Here is a 17367-nt window from a genome sequence, read left to right on the forward strand (position 1 = left end):
AATTTTTTTATAAGATGATGGATGGCGAAGCGTAACGTCTTTGGGCAAGGGTATTGTTTTTTGAATTTTATTTTCAAAATTTAAAAAACGATACTCTTGCCTTTCTTGATTTTTAGAGGATGCCAAATGCTAGATGTGTAAATAGATTTGTGGATGAGGGCTAAATGGGCTGCTGAAAATGCAGTGGCATCTTCTAAAAACCATGCAAGAACTTCCGAAGTGGTTTTTGGTGTTGAAAAGCTAAAAGTTGTTAAGGTTGTGGGATTGCAAATGATTGGAGGCGGAATTAGATGAAGTAAATGTTTTAGTGAATCATTTGCGAGACCACATCTTTGTTTATGGGATTATGATTGAAAACCTGAATTTTGGGTTTTGAGGATGTTTGATTTGTATGAAGGAATTTGCTTTTATTTCGTTTAAAGCTTTTCTGTTGAAGATATTATTTGGCTATTAAAAACCATGCTGCTACTTCCGAATTGGCCTTTGTAAATAGACTTGCAACATCAACAAAATTTATATTTTTTTAAGCGAAACTGTAAAAGTACTACCTGATCCTAGTTCACTTTTCACAGTAATTGAACCTTCCTGCGTTGCTATAAACTCCTTACTAATTGCAAGTCCAAGTCCAGTTCCTTCTTTTTTTGTACCTGGAACTCTAAAATACCGATTAAAAATCTTCGTTTGATATTGTTCTAAAATACCTTGACCGTAATCTTGAATAGAGAATAAGACCTCACTTTCATTTGACTGCAGGGAAATTGAAATGGTAGAATTTTCGTAAGAATACCGAATGGCATTTGATAAAATATTTGTGAAAACCCAAACCGTTTTCTCGAAATCAGCTTGAACTTCTGGCAGGTTTGCACTAAAAATCGTTTCTATCTTTATATTTTTCTGTTCTGCTTGTATTTGTATTACATCCAAAGCTGCTTTAATAATTTTAACTGGATCATTTGAAGTCATCGTAATTTGCATATTTCCACTTTCCAATTGCGTCATATTCAACAGTTCTCCTGTTATTTTTAAAAGTCTATTACTATCGTCCGTAATGCTGTCGATTAAATGTACTTGTTCCTCATTTAATTTTCCAATTTTATCGTTTTTAAGCAAAACAGTACTCATTTGAATTGACGAAAGGGGTGTTTTAAACTCATGTGAAACCGTCGCAATAAAATTAGTTTTAGCCACGTCCAATTCTTTAAATAAAGTTATATTTTTCAGCATAATCACTTGACCAATAAACTGTAAATCGCTTTCTCCAGTTGGTGTTATACTAATGTCAATTATCTCTTTTTCAAAATAACTTTCCTTACTATCTGCATAAATTTTCAGCGTTTTATTCAACTTTTTTTCAACCGATGTTGCGTTATGCTCTCTAATTAAATCCCGTATTAAATCGTTGTTCAATGCCACTTCCTGAATTTGATGTCCAATAATTTTATCTGCTTTTAAACCTGTTATTTTCAGCGCTTCATCATTTACAAATAATACAACTTTATCTTCATCCAACCCAATAACAGGGTCCTGCATATTATTAATCAACGCTTCAATACGCTTTTTCCCTTTGATAATTTTCTCCATCTTACTTTCCGAATATTCTTCTAGTTTTTCTGCCATTGTATTGAAGGATTTTGCTAATTGGTCAAATTCGGTTGAACTTTCAAATCTAACTCGTTCTTTATAATTCTGATTCGCAATTTCTTTAATACTTTCGGTCAATTTTCTAATCGGATTTGCAATATTACCTGGAAGATTTACCAGCAAAACCAAAGCTACAATCAAACAAATCGTTGCAGTAATCGAAATACGTAGAATTGCGGATTCCGCAGTCTTATTCGCAATAGTGCTTTTTCTTTCAATAGCATTCATATTAATTCGCATCAACTGTGTTATCTCTTGCCGAATTAATAAAGTAAGTGCTGTACTTTGTGGCTCTTGTTTCAAAAGTTTAATTTCTCGCGCAATCGACTCTGTTATTTCGTGTTCTCCCGGCTCTGTTACGTTTGTTTTTTGCTTTTTTAAACTTTCTTCAAAAGATTCAAAAGTAAGTAATCCTTGTTGTAACTGATCAAGAGAAATGAACATATCACGTGAATATTCAAGTGTATTATAGTTGGCAACTAAAATATTTTTGGTGTCTTTTTTTAATGCATTTATGTAAAAAACACTCATTGTCGCCACTATAATTATCAGTGTAAACAAAAGTCCAAGACCTAAATATAATTTTGTTTTAATTGTCATTTGTGCCCGTTTTAATTTTAAAAAAAAATGTAAATTATTTAGGATAAAATAATTAAGTCGGTATTGTTCGTTGATAATTTATGTAGTAATTTGTTAAAAATACTTGTGGACAGAATAATGGTCCATATAGAAAAACGAGGAACTCCAATACACACTGTTGTAATCTTTCGTTCATCCACTTGCTCTATTATCGCTTTTGCTATTGACGTGTTTTTTACTTTAATAATTTCAGCACCTAACTGGGTAGCTAATTTAAAATTATTAATCAGATGACGTTGTTTATTAAGTGCAATTTTATTTGGGTCTTCTTTAGGCGTTTCAACATATAGAACAAACCACTTACTGTGGTAATAATTTGCCAATCGAGCGGTTTTCCGAATTACAATTTTAGCTGTTTTTTCATTACTACTGATGCAAGCCAAAAATTTATCTTGTCTTATCGTGGATGTTCGTATAACTTCCGTTTCTACTTTTCGATTTACTTGTGAGGCCACTTCTTTCAGTGCTAGTTCTCGCAATTGCAGAATGTGGTCGCTTTTAAAAAAATTATTTAGTGCCGTTTTGATTTTGTCTTCTGGATAAATTTTTCCTTCCTTTAATCGGTCTATTAATTCCTCTGAAGTCAAGTCGATATTCACTACTTCATCGGCTTGCGCCAAAACCAGGTCCGGTACTCTTTCTTGGACTTCAATTCCCGTAATTTTTTTAACTTCTTCGTTTAAACTCTCAATATGTTGAATATTTACAGCTGAAATCACGTTTATTCCCGCATCTAAAATTTCAAAAACATCCTGCCATCTTTTCTCGTTCTCACTTCCTTCGATGTTGGTATGAGCCAATTCATCTACAATAACCACTTCAGGTCGCAAACTGATAATAGCATGTACGTCCATTTCTTCCAACTCTTTTCCTTTATAAAAAAGTTTTCGACGTGGGATGATTGGTAAACCTTCTAATAATTCATGCGTTTCCTTTCGATTATGCGTTTCAATAAAACCAATTTTTACATCAATGCCATTTTTCAAAAGGGTTCGAGTTTCTTGAAGCATACGATACGTTTTTCCAACGCCGGCACTCATTCCAATGTACACTTTAAATTTTCCACGACGGGATTTTTGAATTAAGTCTAGGAAATGTTGGGCATTTTGTTGTTTTTCTGGTTCCATATGAGAAGTTTTATTTGCCACGAAGACACAAAGTCACGAATATTTTTTTAAAATTAAATTTATTAAAATGCTGCTGTATTTTTTCTACGAAGAAAATTTAAATAGCAATTATTAAAAGCACAAAGTTTTACTATAAAACTTGTAAAACTTTGTGCCTTTGTGGCAAAAACTTTAATTTAAAACTTAATCGCCAACGAAGTTACTACTGAAAAGCTATTGTCCGATATTTCGGCCGTATTTTTTGCGAAAATCGCATCTTCGCTACTGTAATTTTTGACTTCCGTTCTCCACATTAAATTTGGAGTAATTTTATAATCTGCATTTAAGGAAATGCCATAGGTTTCAAAACCATTTTGAGTTCCTGTAGCAATGATTACGCCTTTTTTATCTTGGTAATATTCTCCTCTTAGGGCAAAATTTAATTTTTCAGTTGCCATAAGTTGTGCCATTACAGAAGCTGCGCACCATTTATTAAAGTCGTCACTTTGAGGAGCAGCTTGTTCCCAACCCATATCAAATCCTGCTAAAAGTTTTACTTTACTTGTTAAATCAAAAGCAACATAGAAATCGTGGAAATAACGTTTTTGACGCAAGTCGTCTGGTTTGTCATTTCCAATAAACGAACTGCTGTTTAGCGAAAATTTTGATGAAGGTCTGTAGACAATTTGATGTCCAAAACCGGGTGTTGTGTTTCCATCGACACGCTGAATTCTTTGCCATCCATTAAGATACAAACCAGTTAATTCCCATTGCCCACTTGGAGAAATGTACGTAATTTTGGCGCCAGCCTCAAAATAAGGCGAATTTTCAGCCATAATACTTCTTGTCAAAGTAAAGCAATCTGCTCCAACGGCACTTTCATAACCGATATGCGAAGGTAAAATTCCTGCAGTAATCCATAAATTTTGGCTTTTTCCAACTTTGAAACCAACATTGGCTTCGTAAATATTTTTCAAAACTCCAGGTTCTGCTGCATAATTTGCATTCATGTATGAACCGGCGGCCAAAGCTAAATTGGCACGGACTTTTTCAGTTTCATAATTTGCTTTTACAAATCCCAAATTCAAACTCACTTCATTATTTCGGTTGTGGCTGTATATAAATCCGGGACGGGTATTGTTGTCGGGATTATTAGCATCGTATTGAAAGTAGGTTTCAGCATAACCGCTGATGGTAAATGGATTTTTAGGTTGATCTTCTTGTGCAAAAACTACAGCTGAAAAACAGAATGTTAATGCAGCTAGACTAATTTTAGTATTCATTATTATAATTGTTAGTTTAATTTTTAAAAAAAGGGAGGTTTGGCAAAACCTCCCCGGCTCTGTTAATTGGTTTATTTTAGTTGGTCTAGCGCAATGTTTAGTTTTAAAACGTTGATTTTTGTTGGTCCAAAAGCTCCTAATAAAGGATGTTCTGTATTAGCATCAATTAAAGTAATCAATTTTTCGCTGTCGATATTTCTTGCTTTTTGGATTCGATCCACTTGTACTTTCGCGCTCGAAACTGAAATATTGGGGTCTAAACCACTACCACTTGCAGTTACTAAATCTACAGGCACTTCTGATTTTTTCACCGTTGGATTTTTAAGCAAAAATGTGTCAATTCTGCCTTGTACTACGGCTAAATATTCTTCATTTGAAGCGCCTTTGTTACTGGCTCCTGAACCAGCAGCGTTATAGTCTATAGCAGATGGTCTTCCCCAAAAGTATATGTCTTTTGTAAAAGTTTGTCCAATATTTGAATACCCTTGACTTTGCTTATACGCAACCATTTCACCTTTGCCTTTATTTGGCGCAAGTTGTGCAATTGCCCAAACCGATAATGGATAAATTACTACGAAAAGCACGAGTAACACGACGGTCATTCTAATTCCTTTTATTAAATTTTCTTTCATAATTTCTAGTATTATTAAATAAATAATGCGACGATGATATCAATCAATTTGATACCTATAAATGGTACAATAATTCCTCCTACACCAAAAAGCAAGAGGTTTCTTCTTAATAAAGCACTTGCACCAATTGGTTTATAACTGACTCCTTTTAAAGCTAGCGGAATCAAGAAAGGAATAATAATCGCATTGAATATTACCGCTGAAAGTATCGCACTTTCTGGACTGTGTAAATGCATAATGTTTAATCCTTGAAGCGCTGGAATTGCGGTAATAAACAAGGCCGGAATGATGGCAAAATATTTAGCAACGTCATTCGCAATACTAAACGTAGTCAACGTTCCACGCGTCATTAAAAGCTGTTTTCCAATTTCAACAATCTCTATTAATTTGGTGGGGTCATTGTCTAAATCGACCATATTACCCGCTTCTTTTGCAGCTTGCGTTCCGCTGTTCATTGCCACGCCAACATCTGCTTGAGCCAAAGCGGGTGCGTCATTTGTTCCATCTCCCATCATGGCGACCAGTCGACCTGCCATTTGTTCTTGTTTAATGTAATTCATCTTGTCTTCCGGTTTCGCTTCGGCAATAAAGTCGTCCACACCTGCTTTTTCAGCGATAAATTTGGCAGTCAACGGATTATCTCCTGTAACCATTACCGTTTTGATACCCATTTTGCGCAATCGTTCAAAACGTTCGAACATTCCAGCTTTAATGATGTCTTGCAATTCAATTACACCCAATGCCACTTCATTTTCAGAAACTACTAATGGCGTTCCTCCATTTTCAGCAATTGTTGTAACTTGAGCTAGTAATTCTTCAGGAAAAGGATTCCCCGCTTTTATTACCATATTTTTTATAGCATCGGTAGCTCCTTTTCTAATTCTAGTGTTGTCAAAATTGATTCCTGAACTTCTTGTCTCGGCCGTGAATTTTATAAACTGGGGATTATTTACTTGCAAAGTCGAAGAATCTATTTTTGCCAGTTCGACAATCGACTTCCCTTCTGGTGTTTCATCCGACATTGAACTCAAAACTGCAGCTCTAATTAATTGTGCTTCTGAAATTCCAGGAGCTGGATAAAAATGGGTCGCTTTTCGGTTTCCAATAGTTATTGTTCCCGTTTTATCTAAAAGCAAAACGTCAATATCTCCAGCCGTTTCAACCGCTCTACCACTTTTCGTAATTACATTCGCTCTCAAAGCACGGTCCATTCCGGCAATACCTATTGCTGATAATAATCCTCCAATGGTTGTTGGAATCAAACAAACAAAAAGTGCAATAAATGATGCGATGGTAATGTTGACATTTGAATAATCCGCGAATGGTTTTAAAGTCACACAAACGATGATGAATACCAATGTAAATCCCGCAAGCAAAATGGTTAAAGCGATTTCATTTGGCGTTTTTTGGCGTGAAGCTCCTTCTACTAAAGCAATCATTTTATCTAAAAAACTTTCGCCTGGTTCATTAGTAACTTCAACTACGATTCGGTCTGACAATACTTTTGTACCCCCCGTAACCGAACTTTTATCACCGCCCGATTCACGAATTACGGGAGCCGATTCACCTGTAATGGCACTTTCATCAATTGTAGCTAAACCTTCCACAATTTCACCATCCGTTGGAATGATGTCTCCGGCTTCGCACACAAACAAATCACGTTTTTTAAGTTGGGATGACGATATTTTTTCACCACTTTTTAAAGTCGCGGGCGTTTCTTCCCTTGTTTTTCGCAAACTGTCGGCTTGTGCTTTTCCTCTTGCTTCGGCAATTGCTTCGGCAAAATTTGCAAACAGTAGCGTCAATAATAACACAAGAAATACGACAAAATTATATCCAAAACTACCTTGCGAAGTTTCGCCTGTCAATGTCCAAAGAGAGACAATTAGCATCACGAATGTTCCAATTTCTACGGTAAACATCACAGGGTTTCGAAACATAAGTTTCGGATTCAATTTCACAAAAGACTGCAGCAAGGCTGGTTTTATAATGTCTTTTTGAAATAATGATTGGTCTTTATTCATTTTAAATTCTTTTTAGTAAATGGTAAAATATTCAGCTATCGGTCCTAATGCTAACACAGGGAAAAAGGCTAGCGCGGCAATAATCACAATCACAGTCAAGGTTACTACACCAAAAGTAGCGGTATCCGTTTTCAAGGTTCCGTCGCCTTCTGGTATGAATTTTTTCTGTGCCAATAAACCAGCAATAGCTACGGGTCCGATTATGGGTAGAAAACGTGCTAAAACCAAGACGATTCCTGTGGACACATTCCACCACACGGTGTTGTCGCCCAAACCTTCAAATCCACTACCGTTATTTGCCGAAGCAGAAGTAAATTCATACAGCATTTCGCTCAAACCGTGAAATCCTGGATTATTTAAGGTTGCTGTTCCATATTCAGGCATTGCAGCGGTTAATGCAGTACCTACTAAAATTAAAAACGGGTGCATTAATGCGATAATCATTGCAATTTTCATTTCCCTGGCTTCGACTTTTTTACCAAAGAATTCGGGCGTCCTTCCTACCATCAATCCACTAATGAAAACCGCAAGAATTATGAAGATAAAGAAGTTCAAAATTCCAACTCCAACACCACCATAAAAGCTGTTAATCATCATGGCAAGAAGTTCGTTCATTCCTGAAAGAGGCATTGTACTGTCGTGCATAGAATTTACAGAACCCGTGGAAATTACCGTTGTAGCGATACTCCAGTATCCTGTGGCTGCAGCGCCAATACGGGTTTCTTTACCTTCCATAGCACCAAGCGAAGTATCTATTCCCATTTTTTCTATCATCGGATTTCCTTGCATTTCGCCAATGACGTTTGGAATGGCTAAAGCCAAGAAACCAACGGTCATTACACCGAAAATCATCCAAGAAAATTTTCTTCTTTTGATGAAAAATCCGAAAGCAAAAATCATTGCAAAGGGAATAATCATTTGAGCCCACATTTCTAACATGTTTGAGAAATAAGTAGGGTTTTCAAAGGGATGTGCTCCATTTGTACCGAAAAATCCACCCCCGTTTGTACCAATGTGTTTGATGGCCACAAAACCTGCTGCTGGCCCACGAGATACTTCTTGTACATTTCCTTCTAACGTAGTAATGCTGTCTTTTCCTTCAAATGTCATCGGCGTTCCTTGAAATACCAATAAAATAGCGACAACGAAAGAAAGTGGCAATAAAATACGCGTACAAGATTTCATAAAATAGGCGTAGAAATTTCCTAAAGCTGTTGTCGATTTGTCTCTAAAAGCTCTGAAAACTACTACTGCCGCCGCCATTCCGGTTCCTGCACTTACAAATTGCAAGAACATTAACCAAAACTGTCCCAAATAACTCAGTCCTGATTCTCCTGAATAATGTTGCAAATTGCAATTCACGACAAATGAAATCACCGTATTAAAAGCTAAATCGGCTGACATACTTGGATTTCCATCCGGATTCATTGGTAAATTTCCTTGCGTCATTAAGATGATCATTCCTAACACAAACCAAATTAAATTGATGGTTAATAAGGCTTTCAAGTGTTGTTTCCAATCCATTTCTTCGTCCGGATTGACACCGCTCAATTTGAAAAACATTTTTTCAAGCGGATTGAAGATAAAATCGAGCCACGTTTTTTCGAGTCCGTAGACCTTGGAAATATATTTTCCTAACGGAATTGCGAGTGCCAGCGTCAGCAAAAACATCGCAAAAATTCCTACTATTTCTGTATTCATTTTTTAGTATTAAGGGTTAATTGATTTAAAATTTTTCGGGTTTAATCAATACATAACAGATGTAGATAAACACGCCAATTGCAATTATAAATAGTGCTGCCATAATTTTTTAGTTTTCTAATATTGTTTTGAGATAACCTTCTCGTGATTCTTTAGAGAGAAAATCTAAATGTTTTTTCAAACTTGCTGGATTTTCTTGAGCGATTAACTCGGCAAAAAATTCGTTTTCAATGGCGTTTTTAGTGTAATGATTGCCACTTTCATAAAGCATATTAATTACCTTCATTACTTCTCTTGCCATATTCACTTCTTCTGGTTCAGCAGCATTCATTTTTTCTATGCAAAAGTGAGCGGTTCGCTTTAATAAAATATACTGCGTGAGCGTCTCGTCTTTTGCTTCCTCAAAGTCCATCCATGTTTTTGACGCAGGAACCCATTGTAGAATAGTTTCAAAAATTTTAGTTTTCATTTCTAAATTTTGTCAAAATAATTAATTGAGGCATAAAGCAGCCCAAAGCATAATAATCCGAGTACCAAAAGGATAATTGTTAACATAATTAATGTGATTTAGGATTAAATTCCGCTTGCGTAAACTTGGTGGCGGTGTTCGTTTTTTAATGGAAGGGGAAGCATTTTCAAGTACCGTACGCCCCAACTGTAATTCATTTCTAGCAAACTTGTCAGTGGACAAATAAAAACGTTTGCTACTAAATTTTGAGTGTATGCATTTCCCTTTTGAAAGATGGAACTGACTTTGTCAAATAACTTGATCACTTTTTCGTCGTCGCCATTTTGGATGGAGTCTAATGTTTCTAAAGTGAGTTGTTCTAATTCTTCTGCTGAAACGGCCGTAGGATTTTTCATGATTATAAATTTTAATGTTTGTGCAAGCCCTATTACCAAACGGATGCCATTAAAAATATAATTTCAGAAGTAATTGATTTACAGTTTATTGCATATTAATTATTGCTTTCTGCCAATAAAACAGCCTATCAAAATGATAGGCTGTTTATCGTTATGATAAGAAATGGCTTTTATAATTGATATTCCTCAATTTTTCGATACAAAGTAGCTATGCCAATTTCTAACAATCGTGCCGCTTCGGCTTTATTGCCTTTTGTGTGATTTAGGACTTTCTGGATTTGCAATTTCTCTACGCTTGCCATAGAGAACGCCGACATCATTTTTCCCAAACCATTGTCAATTTGCTGAAATTCAAAAGGTAAAGTGGATAAATCTAAAATGGAATCATCACATAAAATGATACTGCGTTCTATCACGTTTTTAAGTTCACGGACATTTCCTTTCCACACATTATTTTCCAGTGCTTTTAGATATTCAGGTGCTAATTCTAATTCTTTTTTATTGTTTTTCGTTGAAAAATAAGCAACAAAACTTTGTGCCAATAAAGGAATATCCTTTTTTCGCTCTTTTAATGCAGGCAAATTAATACAGAAGACCGACAATCTGTAGTACAAATCACTTCTGAAATGATGTTGTGCAATTTCCTCTTCTAAATGCTTATTTGTTGCGGCAATAATCCGAACATCAACTTTAGTAATTGTAGATTCGCCTACTTTCTGAAACTCTCCGGTTTCAAGAACACGAAGCAATTTGGCTTGTAGTTCAATCGCCATTTCACCCAGTTCATCTAGGAAGATTGTACCTTTATTTGCTTCTTCAAACAAACCTTTTGTATCTTTTACCGCGCCTGTGAACGAACCTGCTTTATGTCCAAAAAGCGCACTTTCTAATAATTCTTTGCTAAATGCAGCACAATTTAAAGCTACAAAATTCTGATTGTGACGCAGGCTTGCTTGATGAATGGCTTGTGCAAAAACTTCCTTTCCAGTTCCCGTTTCGCCTAAAATTAAAACGGTAGTATCTGTTTTTGCAACTTTTTTTGCCAATTCAATTGCGCTTTTTATTTCCCTAGATGCTCCAATTATGGTATCAAATGAATATTTCTTGCCTACTTGTTGTTCCAAATGGTGCACTCGCTTTGCCAAAGCCACTTTTTCGCAAGCTTTGTAAAGTAACGGTAGTATTTTACTGTTGTCATCTCCTTTCGTGATGTAGTCAAAAGCACCGTTTTTAATTGCTTGAACTCCGTCCGGTATATTTCCATAAGCGGTTAATAAAATCGTCTCTACTAACGGGTAATTAGCTTTTATTTTCTTTGAAAATTCAACACCATTACCGTCAGGAAGTTTGACATCACAAAGGACAAGATCAAATTCAGTTGTTTCCAGTTTTTTGGTTGCAGACTTAAGATCGCCAACCTGAACCACTTCAAAACCTTCTAATGAAATGATTCGCGCTAGCAAGTTTCGCAGTTTTTCCTCGTCGTCGATTATCAATATTTTATCCACAATTCCATATGTTTTTGTACAGCAAAATTAACTAATATTTAATTATAATTTATTTATATTTCTACTTGAGGATTGTGCGTTTAGATATACTAATTATTTGTATTCGGCTTATGATACTACACTTGATGTTGAGTGATCTACTCTAAATATACTTTTATATTTCGCGAAAATAATTAAGATTTAGATTTATTCTGTAATCATGATATATTTTTCGATTTTTAAATTTACTTAAAATGTTATGATTGTTTTGAAGATTTCTACAGATTCTCGGGTATGGCATTCACGATGCTGGAATCTATCTACAAGTAATTTTTTTAGCGCATATTGAAAATATGATATTCTTGCCTTTTCTTGATTTTAGAGGATGCCGAGTGTTCGAACGATAATAGGTGTTGTGGTTACAGTCGGAATGTGGTGTTGAAAATGCAGTGGCAACTTCTAAAAACAATGCAGGCGCTTCCTACTTGGTTTTTGGTCGTGAAATCCTTAAATCTCATAAGGTTGTGGGATTGCAAATGATTTTAAACGATTTTCGATAAAAACCTTGAACTAGTGAAACATTTGTGAGACCACGTCCTGGCTTAAGGGATTGTGATTGAAAACGTGAATTCTGGGTTTTGAGGATGCTTGTTATTGATGAGATAAAGTAATTGTTATGTTTACTCAATAATTCTGTTGAAAATGCGTGGCATCTTCAAGAGCCATGCAAATACGTCGTAGTGCGGTGGCAGTCGGGGGGCTTTGGCAAGGGTGTGCCTTAAAGTGCACTAAAAATAAGAGGCAGTTAATGCCAACGATACTGTTGAAAAATGGAAAATGAATAGGACATAAGAAAAGGATTGTTGTCAATTAAAACCGATTTATCGTTGTGTCAGGAACTGCTGACCTCCGAACTGAGAAGCACTTTAGGGCTCGTCCTTGCTTTTTTGTTGAATTGCGGGTACTATAAATGGCTCCTTAAATGAAGTAATATATTCTATTATTCTTGCCATTTATGGTACTGGCAATTACAATGCAAGTACTTCCTTGTTCGCGTATAAACATTCATAAACAGAGATTCCAATGAAATTGAACGGAAAGATGAATGTGTCGCAATACGTAGATTTTCATGCGAAGGCAGGCGGTGGCGAAGGGACGTGTTTTTGGGACTAGGGTGGTGCGAGGAAAGGCGCAAAAATGTGTTCCTGGCAGCCACCGGCAAGCTATTTTATATAATGTGTATTATGATTCATCTCTTATTCGATGGAATGCAGGATTTTCTTTATGAATCATAATTTTTACATTATGTAACATAGCTAAAAAAAAATTACTGGCGCAAGTCCTTTTCCGGTACGTGTTTTTGCTTTTTCGGCAAAAACTGTGACCGTAATTTTTTTGACTGTATTTGAGCGTCAGGAAATAGGTGTTCTGCTGTACTTTTTTTGAGGCTCGACGTACGTAATCAAGAATACTCAAAGAAGCTCAACTAGCCGCGACAGGTGGGAATCCCGTCTTTTGGGACGGGATGGAAGGATGGCAGGAATATGGAATGAGATTGCTTCGATACTCGCAATGACAGCGCAAGCGATTCGCTCCATAGAATTGGAATGAGATTGCTTCGTTTTTCGCAATGGCTGGTTAATGACTTCACACTAAATTATTACTGAAGTCAACTTATTATCTTCAGAGTTAATATGTATGGAACACGAAATTTTTCTAACACAAGTGTTATTTAATTTTAATTTATGCAATAAACCCACAGATAATAATTTTGATATACTCTTTTTTTTATTTTTCTAATTGAAAATGTTGATCAAATCCAAATTTCAATCACAGTCCCAGTAGCATCACTTATAATAGTATAAGTACCATCCATGTTTTTTGTGCGTTGTGCTATATTCCGTAAACCTATTCCGGATTTACTATTCTCTTGGTCAAAACCAACACCATTGTCTGAAATTTGAAGTAAAATCTGTCCGCCTTTTTTAAGGATATAAAGAGAGCATTTGGAGGCTTGTGCATATTTATGGACATTCTGAAGAGCTTCTTGAATAATTCTATAAATATGTACTTTATGGGTGCTGGGAACCGCAGACCAATCAATGTATTTATCGATACTATAGTCAAATTCCGTTTCAAAATCATTCCTTTGATTGGCTACTAATAAACCAATAGCGTTCTGAAAACTAGTATTTTCAAATAATAAATTTTGTTGTAAATCGTGGGAAACTTTTCTAATTTCTGCTTCTGATAGCAATAATTCTTGAACAAGTAAATCTTTTTGTTGGACATCTTCAGACTTGAGATTCATTAAATTATAACGCGTTGTAAAGATACGATTCACGATTCCATCGTGCAGTTCTAAAGCAATCCGGTTGCGTTCCTCATCACGGACGGATTGATTTTGATCCGCCTGTTGTAAAATCAATTGGTAAATTTTCTCGTTACTTTCTTGCTGCTCGTGAATCAATTGCAACTCCTTATTTTTACTTCTCAAACGGTAAATAATAAACACAGTCCCTATGAATAATAGCGCTACACTAAAAAGCACAACTGTTGAGGTATATTTTTTAATTAAATTTTCATTTTTTTCTTCTACTTGATCCGTTTCGTAAGCAATTCGTGCAAATTTATTTCGCGTATGCCTCTCAACAGTTTGCAAACTATCATTCAGTTTAATATATAATTTGGTGTAGTGGTCTCCTTTTATCTTGTCATTTAAGCTTAAGATTTTTAAAGCATTTTTAATATCGTAAGTGCTTTCAATTTCTCTCGCTTTTCGATATCCTTTCTCGAGATAAAACAGTCCTTTGACAGTATCATTCATTTTAATATAAAATTCTCCTAAATGAATTTGTCCGGTTACGATGCCTGATTTTATTTGTAGACTGTCCCTGATCATGGAAGATTCTTTAAAAAGACGTTCCACATTATTCAAAGCGCCCGATTTCATTTTCGAATAAGCTAAATTATCGAGTAACATAGCATAAAGTTGTGGGTAGTTGTGCCTTAAGTTACTTGTTAGTAATCCTTTATTGTAAAACTCCACTGCTTTTATATGTTCTCCTTTCTTTTCAAAAAGATTACCAATATTGTTGTATATAGAGGCTCTGGACTTAACTAATTTTTCTTTAGGATAATTTGTCATTTCCATTTCATCCAATTTTTCTAGTGCAAAATTGAAGTACTTTAAGGAATCTTCGTAGTTGTTCAGCGCCATTAAATTCAGCGCCATTAAATTGTTACTCTCATATATAAGGCGACTATCTTTTGCTTTAATTAAAAAACGGAGCGCATTTGAGGTTTGCACTTCACTTTCAGTGAAGATTCCGGCATCGTATAATATTCCCGATTTGTATAATAAAGTTCGGCCTGTATTTAGGTTGTCATCTATTAATCTATAAAATTTTTCTGCTCGAGCATAATATATAAAAGCGCTATCATTTTGAAAGTTATTTTCATAATAATCACCTATAAAATATAAAGATTTCGCAATTTCAATAGTATCTTTGCTTACTGTTGCACGATTATAAATATCTTTTGTGACTAATAAATATTTGTCAAATTGGCCCACTTCATAATAAAGACCTGAAATTTTGAACAGCTTTCTATAATTTATAATGTCCTTTTTCTCTTCAAGTAAAAGATAATAGAGCGTATCTAAGTTTTTGATTTTTGATAAATCATCTATTTTTTTTGCGCTTAATCGTTTAGATATAATTTCAATTTTTTGTTGTCTGCTTCTGTTGCTCTCTTTTTTACAAGAAATAAACAGTACAAGGAAAAATAAAATTAGAAATTTAGGTTTCAAATAATAATTATTTAATACTCAAAAATAGAAAATAATAACCAGATAGAACTAAAAAGATCTATCTGGTTTTCCTTATTGTTATTTTTTCACTTTGTCTTTATCTCTATCGTCTCCTCCATGATCAATACCTGGAGGTGTCACTATAGGTGGATTGGTAATATCATCTGCATGAATCGCAGGATTTTCAGTTTCTATACTTTCTGTTGTACAAGAGGACATAATAACGGATGTTGAAAAGCAACACAATAGTAGTATTAATTTTTTCATGATAAAGTAAGTTTGGTTAATAGTGATTTTGTGCCTTTAATAAAGGCACTACTTAATAAAAAAACCGTCCGGGATTTGGAGGTTCTTGTTACTTCAAATGACCTTTTTGGTTAAGAAAAAGGTCTCCCCATTTGACGTAAGTACAAAAGCTTTTATTGATTTAGTGTTTCAAATCATTAGCAAATTAAGCAGGATAAAAGGAGATAAACCATTATTTTTGCTGCCATATGGTAAACGTGTCCAGTCTGTTAGGATAATAGTACTTCTAAAGGGTGAAGACCAATTATTTGATTAGGCAAATCATTATAGAATAAGTTTGAATAGTGCTAACCATCAATCTTTCGAAGAATTACATCTATGTTTTCCCTATAATTCGGTGAGAAGGGAATGATTTCATCGTAATTGATATAGCACTTTGCTTTACTAAAATGAATTCTGGAAACATGATTTATATTGACAATATAACTTTTGTGTATGCGTAGGAAGTAGAAGGGAAGCGTGTTTTCATAGTACTTGAGTGTTTTAAAAGCATTTACTACTATTCCATTCATAAGTTGAATATCGGTCGTATTATTATCTGCTTTCAAGTACACTACATCTTGCAAATTAATAAATTGATAATCACTGTAGGACTTTATACAGAGGTTTGTGATTAGTTTTTCAGGAGTTCTTTTTTCAAATTTAAACAGTGTTTTTCCCAACGAATGTAACGACAATACGCCAATTAGGTAATCAGAAAAACCAGCACTAAATGCAGCTACTGCAGCTACTTCATTGGGAGATATAGCAACGAAATAAGGAAAAGGATCTAAGTAAGCAATTGATTCGCCTATCGTCTGAACCCGTAAATTATTTTGTTCTAAATCGGTTGACAATTGAATGAAAACCAATTCGGGTTTAAATTTTTTGATGTGTTTTAGTGCCGTTTGAGTATCTTTGGAAACAGCACTGCATAAATAGTTTGGAAATGACTCAAAAAGTGTGGTGACTTCTTTTGAAAAGAAATCATCGTTGCAAAGCACAAGAAAAGAGTATTGCATAGCATCTATTTGATTGGAATGCAAACTAAGAACAAGATTCCATACCCGATGCTATAAAAACAATCACTATTGTTAAATTTATACTATGAATATTTTTATTGTAGACGACCATCCAATGACCGTAGCAGGATATGCAGAAACCTTGTCCGGTAGTCAAATTTTTCCGCAATCTACTTGCTTTATTAAAGCCTACAATTGCCAAGACGCTTTTTCTAAAATAACAGCAAATGCCACTCTTGACCTCGCGATCATTGATTTTGGCTTGCCTTCCTTTGCTGAGCAAAATATATTTTCGGGAAGCGATTTGACCAAAATTGTAAAACAGCATAATCCAGAATGTAAAGTCATCATCATAACTGCACATACAGAAATACTGATCATTTTCGAAATCTATAAAAACACAAAGCCGGACGGACTGATCATTAAAAATGACTTGACTCCAGAGAATTTAAAAACAGCTGCTTCACAAGTGATGATTGGAAACCAATTTCAGAGTACATCAGTTCAGAAAGTCATTCAGGATATATGGAAAAAGGAATTAATGATTGAAGACACAAATAGGGAAATCTTATTGTATTTATCTAAAGGAAATAAAATAAAGGACATAGAACGAATTACTAAAATATCAATGAGTACCATCCAAAGACGCATTGCTCATATGAAAGATGCTTTCAATGTTTCCGAAGACAGCAGCTTAATAAAAGAAGCAATTTTGCAGGGATTTTTATAAGCTGTAATGCTATTATATACATTTTAAAGCGATGTGTTTTTAGTACATCTCACTTTACCCTCTCAAAATTTTTCAGAATAACTTTTCACCTTACATTGTTAGCGAAATACGGCCATATTTTAGTATTTCTTTTGACTTTAGG

General features: G+C 34.8%; 16 protein-coding genes. 3 read left to right on the forward strand and 13 right to left on the reverse strand.

Annotation, left to right across the window (positions count from 1 at the left end):
* The first annotated feature begins 153 nt into the window (after nt 1-153).
* A complete protein-coding gene (locus tag H602_RS19895; protein ID WP_157504994.1) occupies nt 154-294 on the forward strand; it encodes a hypothetical protein in 141 nt (46 codons plus the stop codon).
* Between the two features lie 219 nt (nt 295-513).
* On the opposite strand, the gene H602_RS0108755 is transcribed toward H602_RS19895, so the two are convergent.
* From H602_RS0108755 to H602_RS0108795, 10 genes are all read right to left on the reverse strand, one after another.
* Nucleotides 514-2241, reverse strand: coding sequence for a sensor histidine kinase (locus tag H602_RS0108755; protein WP_026977668.1), 1728 nt, complete (start codon nt 2239-2241; stop codon nt 514-516).
* Nucleotides 2242-2279: 38 nt separating this feature from the next.
* Complete coding sequence (locus tag H602_RS0108760; protein WP_026977669.1) at nt 2280-3407, reverse strand: histidine kinase; 1128 nt, start codon at nt 3405-3407, stop codon at nt 2280-2282.
* A gap of 176 nt (nt 3408-3583) precedes the next feature.
* Complete coding sequence (locus tag H602_RS0108765; RefSeq protein WP_026977670.1) at nt 3584-4669, reverse strand: porin; 1086 nt, start codon at nt 4667-4669, stop codon at nt 3584-3586.
* Between the two features lie 71 nt (nt 4670-4740).
* The gene (locus tag H602_RS0108770) at nt 4741-5301 is read right to left on the reverse strand and encodes a K(+)-transporting ATPase subunit C (protein WP_026977671.1); all 561 of its coding nucleotides are present in this window, start codon (nt 5299-5301) and stop codon (nt 4741-4743) included.
* Between the two features lie 14 nt (nt 5302-5315).
* Nucleotides 5316-7325 carry a potassium-transporting ATPase subunit KdpB gene (kdpB, locus tag H602_RS0108775; RefSeq protein WP_026977672.1) on the reverse strand — a complete coding sequence of 670 codons (2010 nt, stop codon included), beginning with the start codon at nt 7323-7325 and terminating at the stop codon, nt 5316-5318.
* 12 nt (nt 7326-7337) lie between these two features.
* On the reverse strand, nt 7338-9026 hold the full coding sequence (kdpA, locus tag H602_RS0108780) for a potassium-transporting ATPase subunit KdpA (RefSeq protein ID WP_026977673.1): 1689 nt from the start codon (nt 9024-9026) through the stop codon (nt 7338-7340).
* 25 nt (nt 9027-9051) lie between these two features.
* A complete protein-coding gene (gene kdpF / locus H602_RS20520) occupies nt 9052-9129 on the reverse strand; it encodes a K(+)-transporting ATPase subunit F (RefSeq protein WP_084404229.1) in 78 nt (25 codons plus the stop codon).
* 6 nt (nt 9130-9135) lie between these two features.
* The gene (locus H602_RS0108785; RefSeq protein WP_026977674.1) at nt 9136-9495 is read right to left on the reverse strand and encodes a DUF7674 family protein; all 360 of its coding nucleotides are present in this window, start codon (nt 9493-9495) and stop codon (nt 9136-9138) included.
* Nucleotides 9496-9599: 104 nt separating this feature from the next.
* Complete coding sequence (locus H602_RS0108790; RefSeq protein ID WP_026977675.1) at nt 9600-9890, reverse strand: DUF7674 family protein; 291 nt, start codon at nt 9888-9890, stop codon at nt 9600-9602.
* A gap of 170 nt (nt 9891-10060) precedes the next feature.
* Complete coding sequence (locus H602_RS0108795) at nt 10061-11401, reverse strand: sigma-54-dependent transcriptional regulator (RefSeq protein WP_157504996.1); 1341 nt, start codon at nt 11399-11401, stop codon at nt 10061-10063.
* Nucleotides 11402-11787: 386 nt separating this feature from the next.
* Between H602_RS0108795 and H602_RS19900 the strand changes: the two genes are divergently transcribed.
* Nucleotides 11788-11937, forward strand: coding sequence for a hypothetical protein (locus tag H602_RS19900; protein ID WP_157504998.1), 150 nt, complete (start codon nt 11788-11790; stop codon nt 11935-11937).
* Between the two features lie 1253 nt (nt 11938-13190).
* Here the strand turns inward: H602_RS19900 and H602_RS0108805 are convergent.
* The 3 genes from H602_RS0108805 to H602_RS19355 form a co-directional block, all read right to left on the reverse strand.
* The gene (locus tag H602_RS0108805; RefSeq protein ID WP_026977677.1) at nt 13191-15188 is read right to left on the reverse strand and encodes a tetratricopeptide repeat-containing sensor histidine kinase; all 1998 of its coding nucleotides are present in this window, start codon (nt 15186-15188) and stop codon (nt 13191-13193) included.
* Between the two features lie 78 nt (nt 15189-15266).
* Nucleotides 15267-15407: a hypothetical protein gene (locus H602_RS19905; RefSeq protein WP_157505000.1), complete on the reverse strand. Its 141-nt coding sequence runs from the start codon at nt 15405-15407 to the stop codon at nt 15267-15269.
* Between the two features lie 374 nt (nt 15408-15781).
* On the reverse strand, nt 15782-16495 hold the full coding sequence (locus H602_RS19355) for a LytR/AlgR family response regulator transcription factor (RefSeq protein WP_051224329.1): 714 nt from the start codon (nt 16493-16495) through the stop codon (nt 15782-15784).
* 85 nt (nt 16496-16580) lie between these two features.
* Between H602_RS19355 and H602_RS0108825 the strand changes: the two genes are divergently transcribed.
* Entirely contained in the window at nt 16581-17225 is a 645-nt protein-coding gene (locus H602_RS0108825) for a DNA-binding response regulator (protein WP_035759273.1), read from the forward strand.
* The last annotated feature ends 142 nt before the right edge of the window (nt 17226-17367 follow it).

Origin of the sequence: Flavobacterium tegetincola DSM 22377, assembly GCF_000425485.1 — a bacterium.
GTDB classification, from domain to species: Bacteria; Bacteroidota; Bacteroidia; order Flavobacteriales; family Flavobacteriaceae; genus Flavobacterium; species Flavobacterium tegetincola.